Raw genomic sequence first — 25977 nt, forward strand, 5'->3', positions numbered from 1 at the left:
CTATCGGGGCCGCACCGGCCCTGATCTTACAAAAATGGGCTAATGCCTGCTTCACCCAGGAACCCTCCTGAAAGATCCCTTTAAGATCCAAGATCAAAATAGTCTTTATCTCTTTTTAATTTTAGATCTTTCTCTTTAAGGGCACATTTCGCTTTTTAAGATCAAACGGTTGCAATGAGATATGTGGAGAGATTTCCTGCTACAGGTGGAGAGATTTCCTGTTATACGTGGAGAGATTTCCTGTTATATGTGGAATTTTTTCCTGTGGATAACTTTTTGATTTAATTAGCCTTCTATATGTGGAATCTTTTCCTGTTGATAACTTTCATGCGATCCTAATCATTTCACCCGGATCTAGGATATTTATTACTCTTTTCCTCCTCTGCTGCCCCCTCTGATGTGGAGTCATTTCCTGCCCCGCTGTGGCCGTTTTTGGCATTGATAAGTAGACAATCTGTTACGTGATCCCGTAATAACTCCTTGAAGTGATGGTGCTTCTCAAAAGCAGATTACGTGGAAAAATTTCCTGTTAGCCGTGCACTTGCTCTTATGTGGAGAGATTTCCTGTCATCACTAAAAACAGGGCAAAATGCTTTTTCCCACTCTGTACACTAAGCCACTGGCTGAGCCGGATGTTGGTAGGCCATGTTTGCCTGCTATTTCGCAAATCTATAGGTGGAGTGATTTCCTGTTCATCCCTCTCAGACCGCTGGGTTACTGTCACGTGGAGAAATTTCCTGTTGCCTCTGCCGCCGCTTAAAGGTGGAGGAATTTCCTGTTGCTCTCTTCAGCCCAGCTGCCAGCGGAGTTCAGCTGCGATAGGTGGAGAGATTTCCTGTTCTGGATATTCGCGCCCAAACACTGCCCGTTATCCTGGCTCGCCTGTTAAAGGTGGAGACTTTTCCTGTTCTCCAGGCCCCTTTGACCTATGGGTACAGCACACGTGGAGGGATTTCCTGTCGACGAAAGGGGAGGGCAGGGCGGCAATGGGGTAAAGGTGGAGAAATTTCCTGTCAAAAGGGGTAGCCATTGGCCGGGATCGCGGTGGGGATCGAACTGCGATCAAAATCACTATGTGGAGACATTTCCTGTAACCGCTATGAGTTAGTGAATAATTTAATAATTAAAACAGTGTATTACAGCGGATATTTTTTCTTTACGCTTTTATTTTTTATGTGGAATAATTTAAATACATTCCACTTAAGGATCCTGCTTCATGGAACTCAACAAACTTACTGTGGTTCAGGGCAACGATCTGCTTGAAGGCGCCTACAGTGTGACGCTGGATGAGATGCGGTTGCTCAACCTGGCGCTGGCGCAAATTGATAGCAGGAAACCTCAACCTGACACGCTTTACCGTCTTTTTCCTCAGGATTATCAGCGTATCTATGGGGTTAACCCCACCAGCAGCCACCGGCAGCTGCGGGAAGCGGCGGAAAGCCTGATGAAAAAGCCGGTGACGATCTACAAACCGGATGTCAAAACCGGCAAGATCCGTACCGTGCAACTCTCTTGGTTCTCCCGCCTGGAGTATGTCAGCAGCGACGATCACAGCGCCGTGGTATTGCGTTTCGGGCAGGATGTCGCCCCCTATCTGTATGAGCTGAAGGAGTCCTTCACCAAGCTCAATTTCACCAATATCGCCAAACTTGATACCCCCTTTTCCGTGCGACTCTATGGCTGGTTGATCAAAGCCAAGAATCTCTATGGCCGACGTAGCAGCAAAGCCGTGGAGGTGACGCTCGATCTCGGCTGGATGCGCGAGAAAGCCGGGCTGGTCGGCAAGTATGAAGATTACCGTGATTTCCGGCAGAAGCTGCTTGAGCCAACCATCAACCGCATCAACGCCAATACCGACATCTCCGTCGTTTGGGAACCCATCAAAAGTGGCCGCACGGTTGTCGCTATCAAATTCGCCTACATGGATGAATCCTCCCCGGAAGCGAGCAAGCCGCTGCGTCCGCGCCTGCCGCGCCGCCCGCGGGCCGTTGCGGGGTCGGATCTCGAAGGGGAGTGGGCACGCAGTTGCATTGAGATTTTTGAGGAGTATCGCGCGCGGTTACTGGCCTATGACAAAGCGGAGAAGGCCACCCTGCCAGACCTGCGGAAGTTAGCAAGCTGGTACAAAATCGTGGGTGATAAGGTGGCGCAGAAAGCGGTAATGGCAGAAGTGAATACCCGGACCAAACGGGCTTCCGCAAAAAGTTGATATGGGTCTCAGGGGGTGGGAGAGCGCTTGTTGGGCATCTCACCCAAGTAACGCACAGAGTTATCCCCCGTTTCTGTGAATAACTTTTATAAGTTTGAATAAATCCAAAAATTACAAGTGAAATATTGTACATTTAGCGCGCTATAGCGCTTTTCTTTTTGCCAATCTTATGATGACGCAATGCATCATTCTTACGTGCTTCCCACCCTCTGCTCCCTCCCCAGTGACCGCCATTACAGCAACTTAGCGTGACAGAAAAATGATGCGCCACAGAATAAAAAAGGCCGCTTACGCGGCCTGAAGTGAATAGAGCTGGATTATTTTGCTTGAGTGGCTTCAAGGCCAGAGGACGGGCGATTGGAAGCGGTGAGCGCCGCTGCGGCAATCAGGCTCACCGCAGCTACACCCAGTGCCGGCGAGAGCGACCCGAACAGGTGCACACTGGCGGAAGAGACCAGCGGGCCGACCAGTTGACCGGTGGCATAACCCGTGGTCAGGATGCCTACTACCCGCGCGGTCTGGGAGGGTGCGATCTCACGGCCCATTCTCATGCTGAGCTGCATGATTGCCAGAAAACCGCCCCCGGTCAGCAGTGTACCGGTGACCAGTCCTGCCATGCCGGGGAACGCCACCACAGAGGCAACGCCGATTGCCTGAAGCACCAGCGTCAGCGTCAGCCGGAAGCGGGTTGGCAGGCGAGTGCCGAGGAAAATCACGGCAGCCACACCCAGCATTGCTGCCAGTCCAAACATCGGCCAGAAAAGCGCGGCCAGCGTACTGCCGGGGAACATCACGTTTGCCAACTGTGAGAGGAAGGTCGCTGGCAGGATGTAGCCAAAACCGGCGAGGGTGTAGGTCACCAGCAATTTTTTCAACGCCGGAGACCAGCTGAGCGGGGCGGCTGTGCCCGCCTGCGGTCGATGGATTTCCGTTGGCAGTGAGGTGCGGAACAGCAGGGCGATCAGCAACGCCACGCCGCCATAGACTAGCCACCCCTGCTCGGAGGAGGCGTCGACATGGGCCAGCACCCACGCGAGAATGCCGGTCAGCATGATGCCCGCGCCCGGCCCGGAAAAGACGGCGGCAGATAGACGAGGAGCGTTGAATACGGCCAGCCGATCCTGTGTCCAGGCTGTAATGATGATCAGCGCCCACGCGCCGCCCAACCCAGCAAGAAAGCGCAAAATCGCTTGCAAGGTAAAATCAGGCGTAAAGGCTGAAAGCAGGGTAGCGGCAACCGTCATCCAGATGCCTACGCGCAGGTGCAGCGCGTGGCGCTGGTTGAGGCGCATGGCATAGATGGCCCCTACCAGATAACCGATATAGTTCATGGAAGCCAGCAGGCCAGCCGATGAGAGCGAGATAATCTGCTCCTGTAACATCAACGGCAGTTGGGGGGTTAAGGAGAACCGCCCCATGCCCATGACAGCAATTAACGTAAAAAACCCGGTAAGGGCGACGCGCATCTGTGACACAACACTCTCCAAAAAAATAGCAGGCAGGTAGCCTATCCAGCGCATCAATTCTTGTATAATGAATAATAGTTAAAAACTTATTCTTTAGGTGAGAAGATGGACTTTACACAGCTTGAGTATTTTCGAACCGCCGCCACGCTAGGATCGATCACCGGTGCCGCGCGGCAACTGCACAAGGTGCCCTCCAATATCACCACCCGTATCCGGCAGCTGGAGGAGGAGCTGGGCTGCCAATTGTTCATCCGTGAGAAGCAGCGCATCTACCTCTCTGCCGAAGGGCGGGATTTTCTGGGCTATGCCACCCGGCTGCTGGAATTGGCAGAGGAGGGGCGACGTTCGATACAGCGCCAGGAGCCGGGCGGGTTATTTACCCTGGGCGCGGTGGAGAGCACCGCAGCCATTCACCTGCCTGATGTCATGGCAGCGTACCATAATCGCTACCCACAGGTGACGTTGGAGTTATTTACCGGCTTGTCAGATGAAGTGACGGAAGATGTCCTGAACTGGCGTTATGCCGCCGCCTTTACGGATGTGATGACCCTGCCGTCAGAGCTGGAGGGCATTCCGCTCTATAAAGAGAAGATGGTGTTGATCTCGGCCCATGACCACGCACCCATTCAGGGGCCGCAGGATGTCCGGGAGGATGCGGTCTTCGCGTTCCGCAATACCTGCTCCTATCGCCGGCGGCTCGGCAACTGGTTCGCGCAGGGAAATGTCCAACCTAAAAGGATTGTGGAGATTGAGTCCTACCACAGTATGCTGGCGTGCGTCAGCACCGGCGCGGGCATCGCGATGATTTTGGAGTCGGTGCTGAACTCCCTGCCGGGGGCCACGCGCGTCAAAACCCATACGTTGCAAGATGAGGATATGTTCGCGGACATCTGGCTCATCTGGCGCAAGGGCACCCGCAACACCAACCTCGACGCATTGATTGACGTGCTGGGGAAAACGGCAGACAAATAATCCTGTAATCCTGTAATCCTGTAATCCTGTAATCCTGTAATCTTATGATTTCAGGATTATGGTATGGCTATCTCTCCTCTCCTGGAAGCAGCGCACGCTATGACGGCGGCGGTTACGTTAAGTAAATGATAATTATTAGCACTCTCATTAATGGCTGTGCTACTGTTCTGCCGTCAAAAAATCACTCATCTCTCTCGCCAATGGCGGGGCGTTACAGTCAGGGAGCAACGGATGCGCGCGCTTTTCCTTCTTCTCGGGTTATGTGTCACCACCGCTACACTGGCGGCCGGGCAGGGTTATGTATTGCCAGGATCGCAGGTGGAAACCCTGCATTCTGAAAACGGTGACTATCAAATCATGACCTACGTTCCGCCGGGCAACGCGCCCGCCGGGGGGTGGCCGGTCATCTATTTATTGGATGGCAATGCCGCCTTCGCGCCAGCGGCCAGCATGATGGCGTCATACTCTTGCAGCCGCTGCCCAATGCAGCCGGGTGTGGTGGTGGCGATTGGCTATCCGGGCAAATCACGCCGCGATCAGGATTACCGCCCCGCCACCCAAGAGGTCAAGCTGGAGAGCAACCCGGCTGGCGGCACCTATGATCCGGGCGCACCGGGCAATGCCCAAGCCTTTACCCGTTTTGTGATGCAGGAGTTGAAGCCGCACATCGAAACGCAGCTGCCGATCGATCATCAACGTCAGGCGCTGTTCGGCCACTCCTACGGTGGCCTCTACACGCTCTATACCGCGTTGACGCAGCCAGACACCTTCCAACACTTCTATGCTGCCAGCCCCTCGGTTTGGTGGAACAACCGTTACCTGATGACGCTGGCGAAACAGCCGCCGAAAAAGTGGCCAGATCGGCTGCGGCTGACGGTCGGGGAGTATGAGCAGTCATTGCAGCAAAGTGAGATGCAGTTGCCAGCGGAGCAGCGTGAGGTACTGGCGCGCCACCGCCAGCAGCGTGCCATGGTGGATGGCGTGCGTGAATTGGCGTGGTCATTGCAGGCGATGCCAGAGGGTGCCCGCCACGTCAGCTTTATGCTCTATCCGGGCCAGTCACACATGACGGTCATGCCGCTGGCCCTACAGGATGCGCTGCTGGATCACTTCGCGCGCTAAAGGGGGCTTTATCCGGCGTGGTTGATGCGTTCGGCCTCGCCGGAGGGGCTTTCTGCATAGCCATATTTTTGCCCCTGCTGGATGATGCGGTGCGCCCAGTTGACGTGGGTGGCTGGCTCGCACATTGCTCCGTCAGACTTGAATACCGCGCTGTCAGCATTCAGGATGCGCAATGCCTCCTGGTAGTCCCGTGGCGCGACTTTCAGGGCGGCATGGATAATGGGGATCTGGCTGGGATGAATGGCAGTCTTGCCCACCAGCCCATGCAAAATGTCCTGTTTCAGCTCCTGACGCAGCATGTCCGGCGAGTCGATCAACTCACAGACCGGCGAGGTGAGGGCAAACCCGCGTGATCCAAACACGCTGACCAGCATTTTAATCACATAGCCCAACGGCCCCTCATACAGCGTATGATCTTTGCTGCGCCTCAGCCCCAATACGCTCATCAAATCATTGCCGCCAATTCGCAACGCCAGTACCCGGTCGGCCGCGCGCTGGTGCAGCGCCTCCGCCAGCAACTGCATCTGTGCGACATCATAGACCCGCGCATCCTCCAGGGTGGGCATCCAGCGCAGGTGGCTATGTGCGGTGATCGCCAACCAGCGCTCCAGATCGGCGAGGGTAAATTTGGGCAGCACCAGCCCGGTCACCACATTGAGGCAGAGCGCGCTGTCAGCCACCAGGGCGGCAGCCATGTCAGGATGGCGCGGGCGAATAAACAGCAGCGGGCGCGGCTCGATGGGGGAGTCGGCAAGCTGTGCCAGCGTCACCCGCAGGTTGACCAGCGCCTGCGGGATATCGCGTTCCAGCACCGCATCCTCCAGACAGATCACCATAGAGAGCAACTCCGGGTACTTCTCGCCACGGGCAATCGCCAGCAATTGGGGATGGGTGGCCGGTACATACAGGGTGGCACCCAAATCGTTAGGCGTGACAGTTTCCATCATCCTCATCCTTACACCACTTTTCTGATAATGGTGACAGCCCGGTAAATCCCGATGGCCTCGCCAACCTCTTCGACCTGGATACCAGCCTCCTCCGCGAGGTGAACCAGCAGGGCCACGTCGGCATCCGCTTTATTGCTGACCAGCACATGATCTGGCACCCGGCGCATCACCGCACGGGTGGCCTCGGCGATGCCGGGTTTGATGCGGTTAAGGGAGTCAACCCGGTAGGTCTCCGCCAGCATGGCGAGCACCCGCTCGCTTAAGTGGCGACGCAGGGTGCGCCGTTCGGGGTCAGGCCGCGCGGCCGCCACCGGTTGGCTCAGCTGCGCACGCAGGGCATCAATCTCCGCGACAAACTGGCGGCTGATGTCATGGTCGAGCAGGTGGCGGCAATACATCGCGCCATGAAATTCGCCCTCGCGCCATAACGAGCGGCTGACCAGCCCGGAGACCGGCGCGCCGAGGATGCCGAACGGCATCAGCCAATCCTCGCCGGAGGCAGAGAGCCAGGCGCAGCCGCCGGGGTCGGCCAGCACCGCCAGCCGTGGCGGATGGCCAAAGGCTGGCAGCGGGGCCAGCGACGCCGCCAGCTCACGCGAAATGGCGCCCTTGCCCGTCCAGCCATCAACAAACACCACCCCGGCGCTGCCATGTGTCTGGGTGATGTGCGCCAACGCCGTTTGATCGAGTCCGCGATCGCGGATGATGCTGACGCCATAGTGCACCGCGTCGATGCCCAGATCCCGCAGGGTATGCAGCAGGCAGACGCCCAGCGGCACCCCGGCGCGCACCAGCGAAACCAGCACCAGCGGGCGGGCGCTGACCTGTTCCGCCAGGCCAAGCGCCAGTGCGGTCACCTCTTGGGCAATGCGTGGGCCAAACTGCGCCATTGCCTGCCGGTAGATGGCCTGATGCGCCGCCGATGGCGTTGGCTCCTCAGAGAGCATCTCTGAATAGTGTTTGTCGCCCCGCTGGATCAGGCGCTCCTTCTCCTCAACCGGGGTGTAATCCACCTCGACCGGCGAGAGCAGGAACGTAATGTCCGACGCATCATAAGAGCCCGAGGCGAGGGCGAAGGGGGTATGCATAATCACTCCTTAATCAATGCCGCGACAGGGCATCCTGCAACAGGGCCAGCACCTGGCTGCGCTGGGGCAGCGCCAGAAAGTCACACTGCTGCATAAAACTGAAATCCGTCAGGCTATCGCCAAAGCCGAGCACTGGCCGATCAGGCGCGTGTTCATGCAGCCGCGCCAGTAGGTAGCGCACGGCGTGGCCCTTGTCGATGCAGTTGGGCAACCAGGCAATATTATTGCCATTACGGTGGACGTAGAACCCGTCCAGATCAAAGGTTTGTGCTACCCAGTCGGCATAGCGGTTGAGCGCCTCCAGTTGGCTGCTCTCCTTCACCTTCATCACTAGATAGATGGGGATGCCATACTCCTGGCACATCCGGCACCAGCCGGGCGCGGTAGGCAGATGGGCATCCTGCGCCTGTGGGTCGGCCAACAGCGTTGATACATGCTGTTGCAGCGCCGCCAGCCGTGTCTGGTAGGGCGCAAGCTGCGCGCTGATCTGCGCTTGCCAGCTGGCATCCGGCTCGCCCTGTGGTGTCAAAATCACCGCGCCGTGGGTCGTGATGGCGTAGGAATCAAAGGGGATGCAGACCCGCGCCAGCTCGTCAGTGCCGCGCGCGGTGACCGGAATGGTCTCCGCCTGTGCCAGCATCCACTGCACCAGATTGGCCTGCCGCGCCATCATAAAGCTGCGCGGGGCGAGATCCCTGTCCAGCGCGCCGACGGCTAAGGGTTGCTGCGCCTGCGGGCCAGGGATCTTGCGCAGGGTCTGAAACAGGGTGTCGTCCAGATCGGTAAAGATGATCGGGCGGGTAAAGGCGTCGTGCGGCATATCAGCCCTCGTGGATGTGCAGATGCGGGAAGCGAACCAAAAAAGCCGGATCCCACGCGGAGGCGGGTGTCTCGGTACAGAGGATCACCCGGTCATAGGCAGCGGGATCGACGTTATAGAGGTACATCGGTACGCCCAGACCATAGTGATCCTGGAAGCTCATCGCCTGCTCAATGGCCAGCCCCGGCGAGACCGGGGAGCGGGTGGTGGAGCCAAATTTGACCTGCGCCCCTTGGTTCTCCAGCCATTCGGCCAGCAGGAACGGCTGCCAGACATACTCCCCAGAGCCAAGCACCAGAATGCGTTCGCCGGGACAGGGGGCCGGCAGGTGCAGCAGGCGCTCCACCTCGTCAACGCCCATCCGTCCCCAGCGATCCGCCAGCCCGTTCAGTGGCTGGCTGCCACGCGCGGTAATGTTGACCTGCGGGGCATCCAGCACCACCGGCGTGCTGGCCGGTGTCCAGCGCCAGCGGCCGGTGGCGAGCGAGACCGCGCTGACCGGCAGGGCGATCTGCCCGCCCAGCGCATTGGCTGACCAGTCTGTCAGGGTGGCGGTGACCACCTGCCGCAACTGGGTAAGCCCAGCGTCGTGCAGCGCACGGTAGAGGTTGAGGAAGGTTTTGCCGGTGGTGGCCTCGTCATCCACCATCACCAACGTGCGGGCCTGCTGCACCTGTTCACGCAGGGCAGGGTGGGTAGGCTGATGCACCAGATGCGCCGTGGCGTGGCTGTGCTCCTCCTCAAAACGGCAGAGCAGATCGCCACCGAGCGGGTGGCGGGTGGTGGTCAGCAGGATCGCCTGCTCACCGCGCGCACGCAGGGCGGCATGGACACCCGCCGCCAGCCCGACCGCCGTCTCCGCCATGCCCATCACCAGCAGCGGGCCGGGCAGGTTGGTGGGGATCTGGTCGGCCAGATCGCTAAAGGCTTTGCGCATCAGGCGGGGCGGGCAGGGGATATGGCGACCCAGCACCTTGCTGACAAACAGAAAGGCGCGCCGTGGATTGCGGCGCTGTGCCATAGAGAACAGCGTGTCAGCGCTCCATCCCGGCTGGCAAAAGAGGTCCAGCGACATCTTGCCCGCCGGCAGGCTGGCCTCCAAATGTTCTTCGTGACCGTGGGCATTACGCATGGTGTGACTCGCTGGCAGGAACCGGAATAGCCTCTTCCACGATACGCACCGTGGTATGGCGGAGTTGTTGGCGGGGAAGGGTTAACCCCAGCCGATCGGCCATCATGATGGCCGGTAAATTGATGCCGCTTTGCAGGCCATAGGCGACCCCGCCGCTGGGGCGCAAATTGCACTCCAGCACGCGCGGGCGGCCATCATCACCGGCCCGCGTCTGGACGTTGATCAACCCATCTGCCTGAAGCAGCGCCGCGACGCGACAGGCCAATTCAACCTCCTCGCCATGCTCAAACAGCGTTTGCATCGGGCCATCTTTACGGCGGCCCAGCGCCGCCTGTACCTGTCCACGACGCGCCACCAAATCGATGCTGCACTCCGGGCCGGGCAGATAGGGCATGACGATCATGGGTTGTTTCAGGCCGCCGCTCTGGGCCAGCGCGTCAAGATAGGTTTCGGTACGGATGCGGCGGGAGTCTGGCGCCTCCAGCATCAAACTGGCTGGTGCCTGATCGTCCAACTGCCAATAGCCAAGGCCATAGATGCCGGTATTGGGTTTGATGCACAGGCGCGGGTAGCTGGCCTTCAGCGTCTGCAACGTGTCGCGTAGCGCCTCCAGGTTCTCCACGCGTACCGCCGGGGTATGCGGAATGCCCTGTGCCATCAATGCCTCGGTGAAGGCCGCTTTGTCATCCGCCAGTGCCTGTGAGGCCGGCCCGGTTGCACCCGTGATCAACTGCACGCCGGTAGCCTCAATCTCCTGTCGGTGGGCTTCAAACCAACGGCCCGGCTTGCCGGTATGGATGACCCTGACCTGATAAGCCGCAACGGTTTCCCGTATAAACTCCAGCCGCTGCACCGGGTCAGTCGGTTCGCGCAGCGCGATATCGGCGCACTGGGTGATCTCTGGCCGGTACTGCCGGTGTGAGGCGATAACGCTCAATGGCTGGCCGTGGGCATCCTGCCAACCGTAGTGGCGAATCGCCTCGCGCAAGCCTTGGATTATCCCGCGTTGGGATGAGAATCCTTCCATCAACCACATCATGACTGTTGCTCCCGACGGTTCTTGGCGATCAGCGCGGAGAGCGTCGAGGCAGCGGCGGGCACCTCGCCAATAGAGTGGGCACCATAGCCCCGCAACCATAAGCCAGACTTACGGTTTCCGGTTATTTCGCCCAGCTGTTTGGCACTGTGGGTTTTAAGGGCATTGACCAACATTGACAATTCGGTACCTGGCGACATAGTGAGCCGCAGCTCCACCCCCTCATGCAGCAGGTCAAGGTGATCGATCACGAAGGGAAGATTGCGTGCGCAATGGGGGATGATCTCCTGCAACAACTGCCGTTCCCGCGCCTGAACACTGTCTGGTGACCCAAACGCGAAAATGAGCTGCATCTTGATGTCAAAGATATTGTATCTGTTGGCTTTTATCATTGTTTTCCCTTTCTGAAGCAACAGGAATACCGCCTGACAACTAAGAAAGTTTTTTTCAAAGGCCGACAGACGTATTGATTCAGATTTCACAGAAAAGAGTGCGGTGTGGATCGAAGAATCTTCCACGTTTCATCTTTATAGTTGGCAAGATAGTTGGCAGATAAATCAATGGCATTTACTTATCTTTGCAAAATATGTCAATAAATGTAATTTTATTTCTATTTATTTAAATAGGACAATGTAAATCGTCGGGAAATGAGAGCTGAAAGGTATTTATTTTAATCAAAAAATAGTCATGGTTGATGAATTAATAAATCAAACAAGAATAATTAAGCAACGATTTACTGTAAAAAAAGTTTTTATTACATAGATTTACACAAAGCGTAAAACACCAAGGAGGAGTTTGTTACAGTCGTTACCATTTACTCCGTGACTATTGCAATCAAAGTCAGTTTTTATAGTTTAATCATTTGATGTGTAAATCAATAAACCTTTCCTAAACAACTCAGACTATTTCTTGTAATACTGTCGCCAGATCGATTTATTTGCAGGTTAACAGGTGTGAATCAATCTATTTATGGCTAATGGGTAACCCGTCATAAAAGATTCACTTGTTGGCACTGAATGCATTTGCACACGCTTATCTTCACAGCAAGGAGTTTCGTGATGGCTATTTCGCTAAGTAAAAACCAGTCGGTGTCTTTGACCAAGGAGTCAGGATCGACCGTTACCGCGGTTCATGTAGGTCTCGGCTGGGATGCGGTAAAAAGCAAAGGGCTGTTCGGCCTGTTTGGCGGCGGTGGCGGTGACATCGACCTGGATGCCTCCTGCGTCATGCTGGACAGCACCGGGCGCGAGGTGGATACCGTCTGGTTCCGCAAGCTTGAGTCAGATTGCGGGGCGGTGGTGCACAGCGGTGATAACCGTACTGGCGCGGGTGACGGGGATGATGAGGTGATCACCATCAATTTGCGCCGCGTGCCTTCAGAGGTGCAGCACCTGGCGTTCACCGTCAACAGCTTTACCGGCCAGAACTTCACGAAAGTGGAAAATGCCGGGGTGCGCATCCTCGATCAGGCCAATAAAGAGCTGGCGACCTACAATCTGGCGCAGAAAGGGGAGCACACCGCGCTGTTTATTGCCTCGCTCTCCCGCACCGGCGGCGACTGGCAGTTCAAGGCGCACGGTATCCCGGCCAATGGCCGCACCATTGAGAGCATGATCCCGATGATCGTGCGCGAGCTGGCGGGGTAACCATGGCGACCCAACTGATTGCCGGCGGCAATGCCGCCGTGCCAAACACCACGGTCATCATCCGCATCAAGAGCGGCGTGGCCGCGGATGTCTCCGCGTTTCGCCTGAACGAGCAGGGCAAAACTCGCCAGGATGACGATTTTGTCTTCTACGGCCAGAAACAGAGCCAGGATCGCTCGCTGATCCTGCTGACCGAGGGCGAAACCAGCGCCTTCTCCGTGAACCTCAGCGCGCTGCCCGCCGACGTGCAGAAAGTGGCCTTCACCATTACGCCAGAGGGTGGCCAGTCAGTGCAGGCGCTGCGCTCCCTTTCCGTGGGTGTTGAGTATAACGGGCAGCCGCAACTGGCGGGCGAGGTGGATCTGGCAGGGCGCCGCGAGGCGGCGCTGATCCTCGGCGAACTGTATCGCCGCAACGGCGAGTGGAAATTCCGCTTTGTCGCGCAGGGCTTCAATGGCGGGCTGCAACCGCTGGCCGAGCACTATGGCGTGACCATCGATGAGGCCGCAGAGGAGACCCCCGCGCCAGCGCCCGCTCCCGCGCCGACCCCGAAACCCGCGCCAATCAACCTCAGCAAGGTGACGCTGACCAAAGAGCAGCCGACCATCAACCTGACCAAGTCGGTCAACCTGAGCAAGAGCCAGGGCTTTGGCCGTATCCGCGTCAACCTGAACTGGAACCGCGGCAGTGGCGGCGGCTTCTTCAACAAGCTCAACGCCATTGACCTCGATCTCGGTGCTTACGTCCGCCTGAAAAATGGTGAGAAAGACCTGATTCAGGCGCTCGGCAACCGCTTCGGTGATTTTGATCGCTTCCCCTATGTGCACCTGGAGGGCGATGACCGCACCGGCTCCCGCTCTGAGGGCGAGTGGCTGAACATCAATGGCGCGCATTGGGATGAGATTGCTGAGGTAGTGGTGTTCGCCTTCATCTATAAGGGCGTGCCGAACTGGGCGAAAACCGACGGCGTGGTCACGCTGCAACTGCCAGAGCAGCCGCCGATTGAGACCCGCCTCACCGAAGGCGGCAGCCGCAACATGATGTGCGCCATCGCCCGGCTGGAGAACACCCAGGGCACCCTGAAGGTGGAACGCCTGAATGACTATTTCGCCGGCCATGAGCCGATGGATAAAGCCTACGGTTGGGGTTTCAACTGGCGGGCAGGCAGCAAGTAATCTTTTACGAGGAAAATACTATGTTTGATTGGGCCAAAAATAAATTCAATCAGGGCCGCGAAACCTTCCTGACCGAGGTCAGCCGCTATAAGGGTAAAGACTTCATGCAGGGCTGTGTGGCGACCGGCACCTATATCGCGTTTGCCGATGGCGTGGTCTCGCCGCAAGAGAAGCAGAAGCTGGTGAAGTACTTTGAAATCAGCGACGCGCTCAAGGTCTTCAGCACTGACGAAGTGATCCGCGAATTCCAGAAGCTCTCTGAGAAGTTTGATTTCGATCTGGATATTGGGCGCTCCGAGTGCCTGAAGGTGATCGGCAAGCTGCGCAACAAGCCGGAGGAGGCCCGTGCGGCGGTGCGTCTGGGCGTGATGATCGCCAAGAGCGACGCAGATTTTGATGAGGCGGAGAAGCAGGCCCTGATTGCCATCTGCCATGAGTTGGGCCTGAAGCCTGACGAATTCTTCTAACTGAGAGTACACGATGGAATCTACCCTGATTGGTTTCCCGGCTGAAACGGTCATCGTTTTTGTGGTGCTGGCCGTGGCCGCGCTGCTGATTGACCTGCTGGCCCACCGTGGCGATAAGGCGATCAGCCTGAAAAGCGCGGTGATGTGGTCGTTGTTCTGGGTGGCGACGGCACTGGGCTTCGCCGCCTTCCTCTATTTCCACCACGGCGCGGAGATTGCCAGCCTGTTTGTCACCGGTTATGCGCTGGAGAAGGTGCTGTCGGTCGATAACCTGTTTGTGATGATGGCCATCTTTGCATGGTTCAAAGTGCCTGACGGCTATCGCCACCGCGTGCTCTACTGGGGGATCATCGGGGCCATTGTGTTTCGTGCCATCTTCGTGGCGATCGGCGCGGGCCTGCTGATGCTTGGCCCGTGGGTCGAAATGCTGTTTGCGGTGATTGTCGCCTGGACGGCAGTGATGATGCTGCGCGCTGGCGATGACGACGAGGAGATTGAGGACTACTCCGATCACCTCGCCAACCGTTTGGTGCGTCGCTTCTTCCCAGTCTGGCCAAAGCTGGCGGGCAACCGCTTCCTGCTGAAGTCAGAGGAAGTAAGCGCCGAGCTGGCCAAGCCCGAGAATCAGGGCTTCGCCTTCACCGTGAAGAAGGGTGTGCGCTACGCCACGCCGCTGCTGCTCTGCGTGGCAGTGGTGGAGCTGTCGGACGTGATGTTCGCCTTTGACAGCGTACCGGCGGTGATTGCGGTCAGCCGTGAGCCGTTGATCGTCTACTCCGCGATGATGTTTGCCATCCTTGGCCTGCGTACCCTCTACTTTGTGCTGGAAGCCCTGCGCAAATATCTGGTGCACTTAGAAAAAGCGGTCATCGTGCTGCTGTTCTTCATCGCGTTCAAACTGGGCCTGAACGCCAGTGACCACCTCTGGCACCACGGCTACGGCATCAGCGCCACCACCAGCCTCTACGTGGTACTGGGCGTGCTGGCCCTTGGCATTCTGGCGAGCGTTATGTTCCCCGGCAAAGATGCGCCGGCAGACGATCGTCAGGGATAAATTTTCATACCGGCGGGCGATGCCCGCCCTCTCTACAGATAACAGGAGAACCACATGGGTGTTTCACTTTCCAAAGGCGGCAATGTTTCGTTGAGCAAAACCGACCCAAGCCTGAAAAAAGTGGTGGTGGGTCTGGGCTGGGATGCCCGCTCTACGGATGGGCAGGACTTTGACCTGGATGCCTCGGCCTTTTTGCTGCAAGCCAATGGCAAGGTCTCACAGGACAATGACTTCATCTTCTATAACAACCTGCGCTCCAGCTGCGGTTCCGTGGTGCATCAGGGTGACAACCGCACCGGCGCCGGTGATGGCGATGATGAGAAGCTGACGGTGGAACTGGCGAAAGTGCCTGCCAGCGTCGACAAGATTGTCTTTACCGTCACCATCCATGACGCGACCGCGCGCCGCCAGAACTTCGGTCAGGTGAGCAACGCCTTTATCCGTCTGGTGAATGAAGAGAGCAACAACGAAGTGACGCGCTATGACCTGCAAGAGGATAGCTCCACTGAAGTGGCGATGATCTTCGGCGAGCTGTATCGCCATAACGGTGACTGGAAATTCCGTGCGGTAGGGCAGGGCTTTGGCGGCGGCCTGTCGGCGCTGTGCGCAAACTTCGGCATTAACGCGGCCTGATGGTTGGCCCCGCGCCGTCGTGGACGGCGCGATTGATCTTCAAAACATTAACGAAAAGGAAAAAAGTATGGCAGTTTCACTGAAAAAAGGCGGCAACGTCTCCCTGACCAAAGAAGCCCCTTCCATGAAATCCGTGCTGTTCGGTCTGGGCTGGGATGCCCGCCAGACCGATGGCAACGCCTTTGACCTGGACGCCTCGGCGTTCATCGTGGGCGAAGATGGCAAGGTGCTCTCTGATGCCAGCTTCATCTTCTTCAACAACAAAACCAGCGCTTGCGGCGGCGTGATCCACCAGGGTGACAACCGCACCGGCGAAGGCGCGGGCGATGATGAGCAACTGCTGATCCACCTGGATAAAGTGGATAGCGCCGCGAAGAAAGTGGTCTTTGCCGTGACCATCTATGAAGCGGATGAGCGCAAGCAGAACTTCGGTCAGGTCAGCAACGCCTTCATCCGTGCGGTCAACAACGATGACCAAACCGAACTGGCGCGTTATGACCTGTCAGAAGATGCCGCGACCGAAACCGCGATGATCTTCGGTGAACTTTATCGCCACAATGACGAGTGGAAATTCAAGGCCGTGGGTCAGGGCTACGAAGGCGGCTTGTCTGCACTGGCGAAAAGCTTCGGCGTGAACGTCTAAGTCTCCGCCTGATAAAAAAGCCCGGCACTGCCGGGCTTTTTGCTATTTGAAGACTTTCTGCACGTAGTCGATATAGGCGGGCCGCCATACATCCATCTCATGCCCCAGCTTGGGGTAGCTGTGGAAGTCCACCTTCACCTGCTTCTCATCCAGCTGCTTTTTCAGGTCGTTGATGTCCTTGCCGGTCACGTCATCATCCGTGCCGACCACCAGCGTGAAATCTTTTAGCTGGCGGTTGATGCGCTGCGGATCGGCCAGCGCCTGCGCCACGCCTGCATCCGGCACGGTCACGGTGGTCACGCCGCTGAAGCTGGCGAGCCAGCGGAACTGGTCGAGGTGGTTCATGCCAGAGACCAGCGCCTGATAGCCGCCCTGCGAGATGCCAGCGATGCCACGCCCTTCGGCGTCGGTGCGCACCCGGTAACTCTGCTCAATCAGCGGGATGATGTCCTCCACCAGCTCACGGTCAGCCGCCTTGGCATTGCGCGGGTAGAACTCCTTGCGCCGCTCCTGACGCGGGAAGTTCTCCGGCACCGCCTCAGTAACGTCCGTTTCGGTGTCCGGGAATACCACCACCATCGGCGTCATCTTCTTCTCTGCCAGCAGGTTATCCATGATTTGCGCGAAGCGGCCCTGCACCAGCGCCGAACTCTCGGTATCGCCAAAGCCGTGGTAGAAGTAGAGCACGGGCAGCGGCTTGTCGGCCTGACTGTAGCCCGGCGGCAACCAGAGGTAGAGGTGGCGCTCCTTGTCCAGCGCCTTGGAGTGGTAGGTTAGGCCATGCACCTGGCCATGCGGCACCGCACGCTCATCCAGCAGGCTGCCGGGCACCAGCACCAGACTGGTGTTTACCTGCCGCTGCGGTTTCGGCATCGCGCTGCCGGTGTCGATGCTGCGGAAGCCATCCACATTGAAGTAGTACTCATAAAGATTGGGCGACTGTGACGCCAGCCGGTACTGCCAGACGCCCTGATCGTTCTTCTCCATCGGGTAGCTGACGCGGGTACGCGGCAGCGCGCCCACCACCACCGAAACCTGCCGCGCCTGTGGCGCAAACAGCCGGAAGGTGATGCTGCGATCGGCGTTCACCTTGGTGACCGCCTGGCTAAGCGGCAGATTCTCGTTGAAATCTTCCGCGATGGTCAGGGGTGTCATGGGGGCGGCTCCGCAGCCAAGGGCGAGCAGTAACAGGCCCGCACCGGCCGACAGCCGGTGCGGGGCGCGAAAGGGATGACGCATTAAGCCTCCTGCTTATTTTTGTAGGGTAAAGTCGATGTCATTGGCACCAAGCAGATTGCCCCACCGGTCATAGAGGCGGCTGGTCACCGTCACTGGCGCGCCGCCCTGTGGCACCGCACTGGCCGCCGCCAGCTTCACGCCGCTGTCAGCCGCCATATCCAGACGCTGTTCGCCCGCCGCCAATACCCGGTTATCCTGGGTAATCGTCCATGCCAGGCGCGCCTTCGGGTAAGCCTTCAGGGTGTCATTGATCGCCCACAGGTTGACCTTCCCGGCCGCGCCGCTTTTCCAGTTTAGCGTAACGGGTTCAATAGAGGGCAAAATTGGCTGATAGGCTTTCTGCAACGCGTAGTAGCCCAGTTTTGGCTGGCGGCGATAGTCCATCACCCCCCAGTTGATGGAGGGCCAGGTCTCGACGAACATAAACTGGAACAGCACGCTCACTGGCTGGTAGCGCTGGCGGCGATAGCTCTCGGCGGCGGTGCGCACGGAGTCAGCCTGATAGCGCTGGGTATTCTCGATAAAGGTCTGGATGGTTGGCCCGCGCTCGATTTTGGCGAACTGGAAGGTCTGCACCGGCTGGAAATTGTGGTACTTCCAGATTGCCCAACCCGGATCGCCCGGCTGGGTGGTAGCTGGCCAGAGATCTTTCTCCGGGATGATGGTCTTTAGCGTCTCCAGATTCGGCAGTGCCTCCGCGCCAAACTCGGTGATGATGCCGTTCTTGGCCGGTTGCAGGAAGTCATTGATGGTGCCGAAATACCACCCCTGCCAGAAGTGCTCGGTGACGGATGACCACGGGTGCATGATGCGGGTAGTGTCCTGCGCCAGCGCATCCGCCACTTTCTGCGCCAGATTTTTGTTCATCTCTGGATACCAGTCTGGGAAGCGTTTCTGCATCCAGAGTGAATCAAACGGCGGCTCATTCTGTCCGCCCCAGACAATGATCGACGGGTAGTTGCCATACTGCCGGATGGCGTCGGTGGCCTGCCGCGCCGCCTCCTGCGCGAACTCTGGGCTGTCGTTATAGCCCCACTGCAACGGCATATCCTGCCAGATCAGCATTCCGCGCTCATCCGCCAGCTCATACAGCTCGTGGCTGGCAATGTGCCCGTGCACACGAATGGCGTTGGCGTTCATCTCCTCCAGCAATTCCAGATCTTTCTCCCAGTCGGCGGGCTTCATGGCGCTCAGCCAGGAGGAGCCGATGTAGTTGGTGCCGCGCAGGAAGATGCGCTTGCCGTTAATCACCCAGCCGCCCTGCGCGGGTTTGACGATCTGCCGCAGCCCGGTGCGGGTGGTGGTGCGGTCCATTACGCCAAGGTTGTCCGTCAGGCTGACCTCCACCTCATAAAGGTTGGGATCGCCATACCCTTTCGGCCACCACAGCGCCGCCCCCGCCATCGGCAGCGTCACCTGCAAGGATTGCGCGCCGCTGCGTTGGTAGGCCAGATTGACCGGCTGGTTGAAGGTGTAACTTTTGCCGGAGAAGTTATGCGGCTTGACGCGGATATGCAGCATCGCCGGGCGGTCGCGGTTGGTGCGGTAGTCAATCGCCAGCGTCAGCGCCGGGTGCGCCAGCCCCTGTTGCCACGCCGGGGTGGTCAGCACGTTGTCAATCACCGCGCCGCGGCTGATGTGCACGTCCACCGGTGCCCAGATGCCACCGGTATTGGCATCCTGCCCCTGTTTCGTCCAGGCCCCGCCGGGGCGGGCATCATGCTGCGAGAAGACCCCCTTGATCACGTTCTTATGCAGCGGCCAGGTGGAGTCCGGCGACTCGAAGGGGCTATCGACCCGCACCGCCAGTTGGTTGTCGCGCCGCGCCTCCTCGCTGATGTCGAGGGAGAAGCGCTGGAAGTAGCCGGTATGGCGGCCCACCGGGCGCTGGTTGAGCCAGGCATCGGCATGGTAATCCACCCCCTTGAACACCAGCGTCGCCATGTTGTCCGGGCGCAGCGGCGGCAAGGAGAACTGGGTGCGATACCAGAGCGCCCCTTGATGATCCAGCCCGGCGACATACCAGTTGGCCGGCACGCGCAGGGACTGCCACTGGCCATCGTCGGCGCGCCACCCGGCCAGCGCGGGATCGTTGGCGTCATGCACCCGCCACTTGCCGGCCAACGACTGGGTGGACGGGCCGTGGGCGGTGCGATCGGCGCACCCGGCCAGCAACAGCAGGGCGCCAGCGGCGACCAGTAACCTTTTCATGGCGTCTCCTTAATCTGTGTCAGGGCATCATTCACGCGCTGGCACAATGTATCCAGTTGGCTATCCAGCGTCGCCATTGCGGCGGTGTCATCGGCTTCGGCCGCCTGCTCCAGCTGGCCGAGCGCCTGTACCAGCTTCTCGCAGGCAAAGGTGGCGGCCTCGCCCTTCATTTTGTGCGCGTTGCGTTTGACGGCATCATTGTCATGCTGCGCCACGCCCCGGTGCAGGTTGTCGAGCAGCACCGGAATATCCAGCAGGAACATGCCGATCAACTCCACCAGCAACTCTTTATCGTGGCCAACCCGCTCCAGCATCAGCGCATAATCGACCGCCTCGGCCGGGTCATTCGCCGCCACGGGGGCCGCTGGCGCTGGCGCGCCCTGCTGACTGGCCATCACGCGGGCAATTTCGGTCGAAAGCGCATCCAGCATTACCGGCTTGGCGATGTAGCCATCGAAGCCATTCTCCAGACAGTATTCGCGGTCGCCCTGCATGGCATGGGCGGTCATCGCAATGATCGGGAAGTGGTGCGGCGGGGTGGCGAACGCCTCACGCTGGCGCAGGATCTGGGTGGCCTTCTGCCCATCCATCTCCGGCATTTGCAGATCCATCAGGATCAGGTCGTACTCCTGCCGGGCACTCATCTCCAGCGCCTCCAGCCCATTGTTGGCAATATCCGCCTGATGGCCCAGCTTACCGAGGAAGTGCACGGCCAGTTTCTGGTTCACTAGATTGTCCTCCGCCAGCAGGATGCGGTATTGCTGGCCCTGTGGCGCAGGCGCGGCGACCGGCGGCGCGGCCGGGGCCACTGGCGCGACGGTAGCGGGCGCGCCGGGCGCCAGCGTCTGCACGATGGCGCTGAACAGCTCATTCTGGTCTACCGGCTTGTTGAGGAAGTGCACGACGCCAATCTTCTTCAGCACCGCCGTGTCCATGTAGCGCCCCATCGAACTGAGCATAATCAGCTTGCTGTGGCGCAACTCCGGCGTGGAGGTGATCTCCAGCGCCAGCGTCATGCCATCCATGTCCGGCATCTGGGCATCGAGCAGGATCAGCGGGAAGTCCGGCGAAATCTCGAGCGCATCCAGCGCCGCCTGGCCGCTGCTAAAGGTGAAAGGTTGCAGCCCCATATTGCGCAGCATCTCCTGCATCAACCGCAGGTTGGTCTGGTTGTCATCCACTACCGCGATGCGCGTGCCCTTAATGACCGCGGGTACGTGGGTCGGCCCGGTTGTTTGCGGCACTTTTTTCAGCACCGGCAGGGCGAAGAAGAAGGTACTGCCGCTGCCGGGCGTGCTGGCGACGCGCAGTTCGCCGCCGAGCATCTCTACCAACCGGGCGGAGATGGTCAGGCCAAGGCCGGTGCCGCCATATTTGCGGGTGGTGGAGGTGTCGGCCTGACTGAAGGACTCAAAGATCAGCCGCTGCTTCTCTGGCGGGATGCCGATGCCGGTATCCTTCACCTCGAAGGAGAGCTGCTGGGCGGCGATGCCGGGGGTGATGCTCATCACCACCTCGCCCTCGTGGGTGAACTTCAGCGCGTTGCTGACCAGATTGGTCAGCACCTGTCGCAGCCGCACCGAGTCGCAGTAGATGTACTCCGGGATGCCGGGCGCGACATCCACCAGCAACTCGATGCCCTTTTCGGTCGCCTTTGGCATCAGCGGGCGCATGATCCCTTGCAGGAAGGGGCGCAGCGCGAACTCCTCCATATCCAGCGTGATCTTGCCAGCCTCAATCTTGGAGAAGTCGAGGATGTCATCAATCACCTTCAGCAACACGCGGGCGGAGCTATGGGCCATGGTGATGTAGTCGCGCTGCTCGGGCGTCAGTTCGGTGTCGAGGCAGAGCTGGGTCATGCCGAGGATGCCATTCATCGGCGTACGGATCTCATGGCTCATGTTGGCGAGGAACGCGCTCTTGGCCTGGCTGGCGGCTTTCGCCATCTCCACTGCCTGCAACGAGGCGGCCTCCGCCTTTTTGCGCTGGGTGATGTCCTGCATGGTGCCGATCACCCGCCCGATGCCGCCGTCGTTGGCGAGGCTGATCACCTGTCCGAGCAGCAGGAACCAGCGGTACTGCTGGTCGCTGTGCAGGATGCGCAGTTCACACTCAAACACCGCCATCCGGTCGGTGCCCGCCTCTTTTAACAGGCGGGCGGCGGTGGGCAGGTCATCCGGGTGGATCAACCCGCGCCAGTCATCAGAGCGGTACTTCCAGCTGCGGCGCGGGTAGCCCAGCAGCATCAGCAGCGCGTCATTGACCTGCACCAGATCCTGCAAATAGTCCCAGTCCCAGATGCCGATGTGGGTCGCCTCGGCAGCGAGGATAAAGTCGTCATGCAGCTGGTTGCGGGAGGCGAGGATGTCAGCGAAATGGGTGACGTCGGTATGCAAACTGACAATGCCGCCGTCCGGGGTGCGGTTATGCTGCACGAACACCGTACGCCCCGGCAGCTTGCGGATCTCAAAGTGGTTATCAACCCGGCAGCGCTCGGTCAGTACGGCGGCCAGCGCCCCCTGATCGGCAATCTCGGAGATGTAACCAGAGGTGATGAATGCCTCAATCAGGGCAGGGAGCGGCGTGCCGCGTACCATCAGATCCTTGACCGCCGGATAGTAGTCCAGCGCCTGTTCGTTGAAGGCGACCAGCCGCTCCTCGGCATCGTAAATCATGATCGCGGCATTGATATGGTCCAGCGCCGCAAAGATGGCATTTTTCATGGTGTGGTTCCTGGGACTGCCGGCGGCGCGATGACGTGGAACAGCTCCGCCTGCCGCCGCACATACTCAAGGCCGGGGGCGATCACCATCGCCCAGGCGGTGATGATCTCCTCGTCACAGTCAGGATCGAGCCGCCGCACCGTCTCCAGAATCGCTCGCCGCCAGTGGGCGTAGAACGCTGGCGGCAGCTTGATCCCCTCTGCATCCTGGGTGCGCGAGATATTGATCAGGTAGTTGGAGACATTGTGGGTGCTGGAGACCGACAGCATGTAGAAGAAGGTCTTGTAGACAATCTTGCGGATGCGCGCCTCATCCTGCTCCAGGAAGGTGGCCTCGATCTCGGCGGTGCTGTGGATGAACAGTTGGTAGAAGTGGTTGAAAAAACGCTCCCCGTTATCACTGTCCGTAATGCGTGCGTAGCTGTCATTGAAAACGGCATCATAGGAGAAACTCATGGCTGTTGTCCTCCGGGTTTGCGCTCCTGCGGCATGCACAAGCGGGGTGGGTTAAAGACATCGCTCAGGCGGGTATTGAAGTAGCTCTCCTGCGGCACGCTGCGGATCAGTGGGCCATAGTTGTGCTTGTAGAACAGCGCCTCCAGCACCATCGCATTGGTGGTCAGGGTGATCATGCGGTTGTAGCCGCCGGTGGCCTCAAAACGCCCCTCATACCAGCCGCGCTGGTTGTCGCGCGTCAGGCGGGTCATGGTCATCAGCGCGTCGGTGAAGTCGCTCTTCCACAGTACCCAGAGGCCGAATACCGCCCGCGTGGAGACCAGCGCCCGCGTCGGGTAGTAGTTGCCGTTGTCGCCCAGCGTGTTCCAGGCGTAGCCGTTGCCGAAAATGGTGTCGTAGATATGCCACGGCTCGGCGTTGAGGTTGAACTCATCACGCGCCGTCAGCACCTTCTCCTTCTGCCAGCGCTGCTCCTGCACGCGGTAGATATTCTGCGCCCGCTTCTGCTGCATGGTGAGCAGGGTGGCGTCCTGGCCCGGCGTCTGCCAGGCGTACTCCAGCCCGCCCAGCACGTAGGGGGTGTTGGTCACCACCGCTGGCGTGTAGGTGGTGCGCGGGTCGCGGGCATCGACATCAATCGCGATGCCATCGACAATCACCGACTGGTAGGGCGGCGTCACCGAACGCGCCGAGGGGAAGCCCCACAGGCTGAGCGCCGCCGCGCCATACTCGCTGTAGCCGAGCCGCCCTTCTGGCTGCGGCATCAATTTGCCGTCCCGCATCCCGCCGCGCAGCAGCTGTCCCTTGTCATCCACCACGTTGCAGAAGTTCCAGCGCATGATCACCCGGTCGAGGTACTCGCTGTAGGCGGGGTGCCAGAGCGCCACGATGCGCAAGCCGGTCATCAGCCGGGCGATGTCCTGCGCCGACCAGCCGAGGATCGCCGGTTTGTTGCTGTAGTTGACCATGGTGGCATTGCTGGTGTTGTAGAGCAGGTTCGGCGTTTTCAGGTTGGTCAGCGGTAGCTGGTTCAGCGTCGCCAGCAGCCGGGTGAGCCGGTCGTCAAACTCCACCTCATCAATCAGCGCCAGCTGGCGCGCCGCCGTCAGGGCGATCAGCGAGTCGCCAATCTGCCATAGGTTGGTGACTGGCCGGTTGTCGCTGGCGTTGATCAGGCCGGTGCCGCTTTGGGTATTGTTCTTGAAGTAGCGCCAGGCCACCTCTGCCCACTGGCGCTCCTCCGCCGTCAGTTCGCCCATCCGCCCCGGATAGTGCCACGCGCCGCTGCGCAGATAGCGGCCGCCCTGGCTCTCCTGAAAAGAGGAGAAGACCAGCGCGATCGCCACCGCGATCAGTAGCAACAGGCCAAGCCTGATCAGGCTTACGGTTTTAAGCATGACATCGCCACCGGAGGCAGTTTGATCGGCGCATCCTCATTCTGGCAGGCCGCGCATTTACAGGACTGGCAGGATGGCTCGGTACGCTGCGCCACGCCGGTCTGCTCACACCAGTTCTTCACGCCGGGCGTGGAGCTGATGAAGGGCCGGTTGCGTTTGGTGTTGTTCTCCTCGAAGGCATCCACCAGACGCTTCTCCCACAGCGAGGGCGCGAAGTCGTGCGCCTTCGGCTTGTCGGTATTGAACTTCAGCAGGCGACCCTCCTGTTTGTAGAGCAGCGCCTCCAGCATGATGCCGTTGTTGTTGCCGGTGAACTCGCGGATTGGGCCGTCGCCGTTCTCGTAGATCCCCTCGTAGTAGCCCAGTCCCTTCTCATTGGCGTTCTCAATGGTATCCAGCAGCCGGTCGGTATAGGCCGAATCCCACAGCACCCACATGCCGAGCGCCGCTTTCAGCGAGATGGCGGAAACTTCCGGCACATATTTGCCCTTGTCGGTGATGGTGTTCCAGTTGAAGCCATCAGAGAAAACCGTGTCATAAACGAAGTAGGGCGCTTTATCGAGCTGGTGTTCCGAGCGGGCGGTCAGCACCCCGGTGATCAGGTAGCGGTTCTCCTGTGCCTGATAGACACGGTCGGCAAAGTTTTTCATCCACGGGTGGGAGAACTCATTGACCCGATCCTCGCGGTCATCTGACTTGTCCCAGCCCATCTCCAGACCGTGCAGCAGGTAGGATTCGGTCACCACATAGTTGTGTTGGCTGGTCAGGCGCGGGTCGCGGGTGTCATAGGGCACCAGCACGCAGTAGATATTCGCCAGCGAGTAAGGCTCCGGCCGGGAGCCTTGGCAGGTCTTGAAGCCCCAGAGCTGGTAGCCCGCCGAGGCGTACTCCTCATACCCTAGTCGCCCCTCCTGCACATAGACCGGCTTCTTGTCCGGGCCGACGTAAGCGCCAAACAGGGTGCCGCAGTCATCCACCGTGTGGGTGAAGTCCCAGCCCAGCACGATGTTGTCGATGCTGTTGCCATACTCCGGGTAGCGCTCCTTGACGATCTTGAGCCACAGCAACATGCGGCCGATGTCCAATGCAGAGAAGCCGATGTCGCCCGGTTTGTTCAGGTAGTTCACCTTCTGCGCGGTGATGGTGTTGTAGGCCTTGTTTGGCATCTCGTTCTGGAAGAGCACCAGCGTGTTGAGCGTTTTGAGCAGCTTGATCATGCGCTGGTCAAACTCGGCCTTGTCGATGATCTTCAGTTCGCGCGCCGCCACCAGCGCGCCGATATAGGAGCCGGTATCCCACATGGTGGTGGAGGGGTATTTGTTTACCGCGTTCACCAGCCCGGTGGTGGGCTGGTAGTTGGCGACGAAGTATTGCCAGGCATTGACGGCAATGGCCCGCTCGCGCGGCGTCAGTTCGCCGTGGCGCACCGGGTAGTGCTGCGACGGCAATTCAGTGGTGGCGGCCTGCACGCCGCCCGCCAGCAGCCACAGCGCTGCCAGCATGGCCAGCCATGCCAGCCAGCGCCGCGCCGGGCGGGCAGCA

22 protein-coding genes are annotated in these 25977 nt (G+C 59.3%); 9 read left to right on the forward strand and 13 right to left on the reverse strand.

The window, feature by feature from the left end; all coding sequences use genetic code 11:
- Nucleotides 1-1216 precede the first annotated feature (1216 nt).
- Nucleotides 1217-2209 (forward strand): replication initiation protein, encoded by a 993-nt coding sequence (locus C1N62_RS20660; protein ID WP_137765608.1) that lies wholly within the window; start codon nt 1217-1219, stop codon nt 2207-2209.
- Between the two features lie 317 nt (nt 2210-2526).
- Here the strand turns inward: C1N62_RS20660 and C1N62_RS20665 are convergent, their stop codons facing one another.
- On the reverse strand, nt 2527-3675 hold the full coding sequence (locus tag C1N62_RS20665) for a YbfB/YjiJ family MFS transporter (RefSeq protein ID WP_137765680.1): 1149 nt from the start codon (nt 3673-3675) through the stop codon (nt 2527-2529).
- Between the two features lie 105 nt (nt 3676-3780).
- Here C1N62_RS20665 and C1N62_RS20670 point away from each other — a divergent pair, with 105 nt between their 5' ends.
- On the forward strand, nt 3781-4647 hold the full coding sequence (locus tag C1N62_RS20670; RefSeq protein WP_137765609.1) for a LysR family transcriptional regulator: 867 nt from the start codon (nt 3781-3783) through the stop codon (nt 4645-4647).
- Nucleotides 4648-4965: 318 nt separating this feature from the next.
- Nucleotides 4966-5769: an alpha/beta hydrolase gene (locus C1N62_RS20675; RefSeq protein WP_240775830.1), complete on the forward strand. Its 804-nt coding sequence runs from the start codon at nt 4966-4968 to the stop codon at nt 5767-5769.
- A gap of 8 nt (nt 5770-5777) precedes the next feature.
- Here the strand turns inward: C1N62_RS20675 and C1N62_RS20680 are convergent, their stop codons facing one another.
- From C1N62_RS20680 to C1N62_RS20705, 6 genes are read right to left on the reverse strand one after another with little or no spacing between them, the layout of a single operon-like run.
- A complete protein-coding gene (locus C1N62_RS20680) occupies nt 5778-6716 on the reverse strand; it encodes an HpcH/HpaI aldolase/citrate lyase family protein (RefSeq protein WP_137765611.1) in 939 nt (312 codons plus the stop codon).
- Between the two features lie 8 nt (nt 6717-6724).
- Nucleotides 6725-7804, reverse strand: a complete 1080-nt coding sequence (locus tag C1N62_RS20685) for a cysteine protease StiP domain-containing protein (protein WP_137765612.1) — start codon at nt 7802-7804, stop codon at nt 6725-6727.
- Nucleotides 7805-7817: 13 nt separating this feature from the next.
- A complete protein-coding gene (locus tag C1N62_RS20690) occupies nt 7818-8624 on the reverse strand; it encodes a hypothetical protein (protein ID WP_137765613.1) in 807 nt (268 codons plus the stop codon).
- Between the two features lies 1 nt (nt 8625).
- Nucleotides 8626-9756, reverse strand: coding sequence for a phosphoribosyltransferase domain-containing protein (locus C1N62_RS20695; RefSeq protein ID WP_137765614.1), 1131 nt, complete (start codon nt 9754-9756; stop codon nt 8626-8628).
- The gene (locus C1N62_RS20700) at nt 9749-10795 is read right to left on the reverse strand and encodes an ATP-grasp domain-containing protein (protein ID WP_168195919.1); all 1047 of its coding nucleotides are present in this window, start codon (nt 10793-10795) and stop codon (nt 9749-9751) included. The genes C1N62_RS20695 and C1N62_RS20700 overlap by 8 nt, the downstream gene beginning before the upstream one ends.
- The gene (locus C1N62_RS20705; RefSeq protein WP_137765616.1) at nt 10792-11310 is read right to left on the reverse strand and encodes a transposase; all 519 of its coding nucleotides are present in this window, start codon (nt 11308-11310) and stop codon (nt 10792-10794) included. The genes C1N62_RS20700 and C1N62_RS20705 overlap by 4 nt, the downstream gene beginning before the upstream one ends.
- Nucleotides 11311-11850: 540 nt before the next feature.
- Here C1N62_RS20705 and C1N62_RS20710 point away from each other — a divergent pair.
- The 6 genes from C1N62_RS20710 (at nt 11851) to C1N62_RS20735 (ending at nt 16410) form a co-directional block, all read left to right on the forward strand.
- Entirely contained in the window at nt 11851-12438 is a 588-nt protein-coding gene (locus tag C1N62_RS20710) for a TerD family protein (protein ID WP_137765617.1), read from the forward strand.
- A gap of 2 nt (nt 12439-12440) precedes the next feature.
- A complete protein-coding gene (locus C1N62_RS20715; protein WP_137765618.1) occupies nt 12441-13613 on the forward strand; it encodes a TerD family protein in 1173 nt (390 codons plus the stop codon).
- Between the two features lie 20 nt (nt 13614-13633).
- Nucleotides 13634-14080: a tellurite resistance TerB family protein gene (locus C1N62_RS20720; protein ID WP_137765619.1), complete on the forward strand. Its 447-nt coding sequence runs from the start codon at nt 13634-13636 to the stop codon at nt 14078-14080.
- A 13-nt stretch (nt 14081-14093) separates the two neighbouring features.
- Nucleotides 14094-15134: a TerC/Alx family metal homeostasis membrane protein gene (locus C1N62_RS20725; RefSeq protein WP_137765620.1), complete on the forward strand. Its 1041-nt coding sequence runs from the start codon at nt 14094-14096 to the stop codon at nt 15132-15134.
- Nucleotides 15135-15188: 54 nt separating this feature from the next.
- On the forward strand, nt 15189-15767 hold the full coding sequence (locus C1N62_RS20730; RefSeq protein ID WP_137765621.1) for a TerD family protein: 579 nt from the start codon (nt 15189-15191) through the stop codon (nt 15765-15767).
- 67 nt (nt 15768-15834) lie between these two features.
- A complete protein-coding gene (locus tag C1N62_RS20735) occupies nt 15835-16410 on the forward strand; it encodes a TerD family protein (RefSeq protein WP_137765622.1) in 576 nt (191 codons plus the stop codon).
- A 42-nt stretch (nt 16411-16452) separates the two neighbouring features.
- On the opposite strand, the gene C1N62_RS20740 is transcribed toward C1N62_RS20735, so the two are convergent.
- The 6 genes from C1N62_RS20740 to C1N62_RS20765 are packed head-to-tail and all read right to left on the reverse strand — an operon-like array spanning nt 16453 to nt 25937.
- Entirely contained in the window at nt 16453-17619 is a 1167-nt protein-coding gene (locus tag C1N62_RS20740) for an alpha/beta hydrolase-fold protein (RefSeq protein ID WP_370465618.1), read from the reverse strand.
- 42 nt (nt 17620-17661) lie between these two features.
- Entirely contained in the window at nt 17662-19860 is a 2199-nt protein-coding gene (locus tag C1N62_RS20745; RefSeq protein WP_137765623.1) for a glycoside hydrolase family 2 protein, read from the reverse strand.
- A complete protein-coding gene (locus C1N62_RS20750; RefSeq protein WP_137765624.1) occupies nt 19857-22583 on the reverse strand; it encodes a response regulator in 2727 nt (908 codons plus the stop codon). Before C1N62_RS20750 ends, C1N62_RS20745 begins: the two co-directional genes overlap by 4 nt.
- A complete protein-coding gene (locus C1N62_RS20755; RefSeq protein WP_137765625.1) occupies nt 22580-23038 on the reverse strand; it encodes a Globin in 459 nt (152 codons plus the stop codon). The genes C1N62_RS20750 and C1N62_RS20755 overlap by 4 nt, the downstream gene beginning before the upstream one ends.
- The gene (locus C1N62_RS20760; protein WP_137765626.1) at nt 23035-24435 is read right to left on the reverse strand and encodes a DUF3131 domain-containing protein; all 1401 of its coding nucleotides are present in this window, start codon (nt 24433-24435) and stop codon (nt 23035-23037) included. The genes C1N62_RS20755 and C1N62_RS20760 overlap by 4 nt, the downstream gene beginning before the upstream one ends.
- Nucleotides 24420-25937, reverse strand: a complete 1518-nt coding sequence (locus C1N62_RS20765) for a DUF3131 domain-containing protein (RefSeq protein ID WP_137765682.1) — start codon at nt 25935-25937, stop codon at nt 24420-24422. The genes C1N62_RS20760 and C1N62_RS20765 overlap by 16 nt, the downstream gene beginning before the upstream one ends.
- Nucleotides 25938-25977: the final 40 nt, after the last annotated feature.

Origin of the sequence: Nissabacter sp. SGAir0207 (genome assembly GCF_005491205.1) — a bacterium.
Classification (GTDB): domain Bacteria; phylum Pseudomonadota; class Gammaproteobacteria; order Enterobacterales; family Enterobacteriaceae; genus Chimaeribacter.

What these genes read in the sequence shown, in the direction of transcription:
- C1N62_RS20685 (WP_137765612.1), bottom strand. Translation starts at nt 7,804, where the DNA reads ATGCATACCCCCTTCGCCCTCGCCTCGGGCTCTTATGATGCGTCGGAC.
- C1N62_RS20765 (WP_137765682.1), bottom strand. Translation starts at nt 25,937, where the DNA reads ATGCTGGCAGCGCTGTGGCTGCTGGCGGGCGGCGTGCAGGCCGCCACC.
- C1N62_RS20745 (WP_137765623.1), bottom strand. Translation starts at nt 19,860, where the DNA reads ATGAAAAGGTTACTGGTCGCCGCTGGCGCCCTGCTGTTGCTGGCCGGG.
- C1N62_RS20670 (WP_137765609.1), top strand. Translation starts at nt 3,781, where the DNA reads ATGGACTTTACACAGCTTGAGTATTTTCGAACCGCCGCCACGCTAGGA.
- C1N62_RS20725 (WP_137765620.1), top strand. Translation starts at nt 14,094, where the DNA reads ATGGAATCTACCCTGATTGGTTTCCCGGCTGAAACGGTCATCGTTTTT.
- C1N62_RS20730 (WP_137765621.1), top strand. Translation starts at nt 15,189, where the DNA reads ATGGGTGTTTCACTTTCCAAAGGCGGCAATGTTTCGTTGAGCAAAACC.
- C1N62_RS20690 (WP_137765613.1), bottom strand. Translation starts at nt 8,624, where the DNA reads ATGCCGCACGACGCCTTTACCCGCCCGATCATCTTTACCGATCTGGAC.
- C1N62_RS20720 (WP_137765619.1), top strand. Translation starts at nt 13,634, where the DNA reads ATGTTTGATTGGGCCAAAAATAAATTCAATCAGGGCCGCGAAACCTTC.
- C1N62_RS20710 (WP_137765617.1), top strand. Translation starts at nt 11,851, where the DNA reads ATGGCTATTTCGCTAAGTAAAAACCAGTCGGTGTCTTTGACCAAGGAG.
- C1N62_RS20680 (WP_137765611.1), bottom strand. Translation starts at nt 6,716, where the DNA reads ATGATGGAAACTGTCACGCCTAACGATTTGGGTGCCACCCTGTATGTA.
- C1N62_RS20700 (WP_168195919.1), bottom strand. Translation starts at nt 10,795, where the DNA reads ATGATGTGGTTGATGGAAGGATTCTCATCCCAACGCGGGATAATCCAA.
- C1N62_RS20755 (WP_137765625.1), bottom strand. Translation starts at nt 23,038, where the DNA reads ATGAGTTTCTCCTATGATGCCGTTTTCAATGACAGCTACGCACGCATT.
- C1N62_RS20715 (WP_137765618.1), top strand. Translation starts at nt 12,441, where the DNA reads ATGGCGACCCAACTGATTGCCGGCGGCAATGCCGCCGTGCCAAACACC.
- C1N62_RS20735 (WP_137765622.1), top strand. Translation starts at nt 15,835, where the DNA reads ATGGCAGTTTCACTGAAAAAAGGCGGCAACGTCTCCCTGACCAAAGAA.
- C1N62_RS20750 (WP_137765624.1), bottom strand. Translation starts at nt 22,583, where the DNA reads ATGAAAAATGCCATCTTTGCGGCGCTGGACCATATCAATGCCGCGATC.
- C1N62_RS20665 (WP_137765680.1), bottom strand. Translation starts at nt 3,675, where the DNA reads ATGCGCGTCGCCCTTACCGGGTTTTTTACGTTAATTGCTGTCATGGGC.
- C1N62_RS20760 (WP_137765626.1), bottom strand. Translation starts at nt 24,435, where the DNA reads ATGCTTAAAACCGTAAGCCTGATCAGGCTTGGCCTGTTGCTACTGATC.
- C1N62_RS20695 (WP_137765614.1), bottom strand. Translation starts at nt 9,756, where the DNA reads ATGCGTAATGCCCACGGTCACGAAGAACATTTGGAGGCCAGCCTGCCG.
- C1N62_RS20660 (WP_137765608.1), top strand. Translation starts at nt 1,217, where the DNA reads ATGGAACTCAACAAACTTACTGTGGTTCAGGGCAACGATCTGCTTGAA.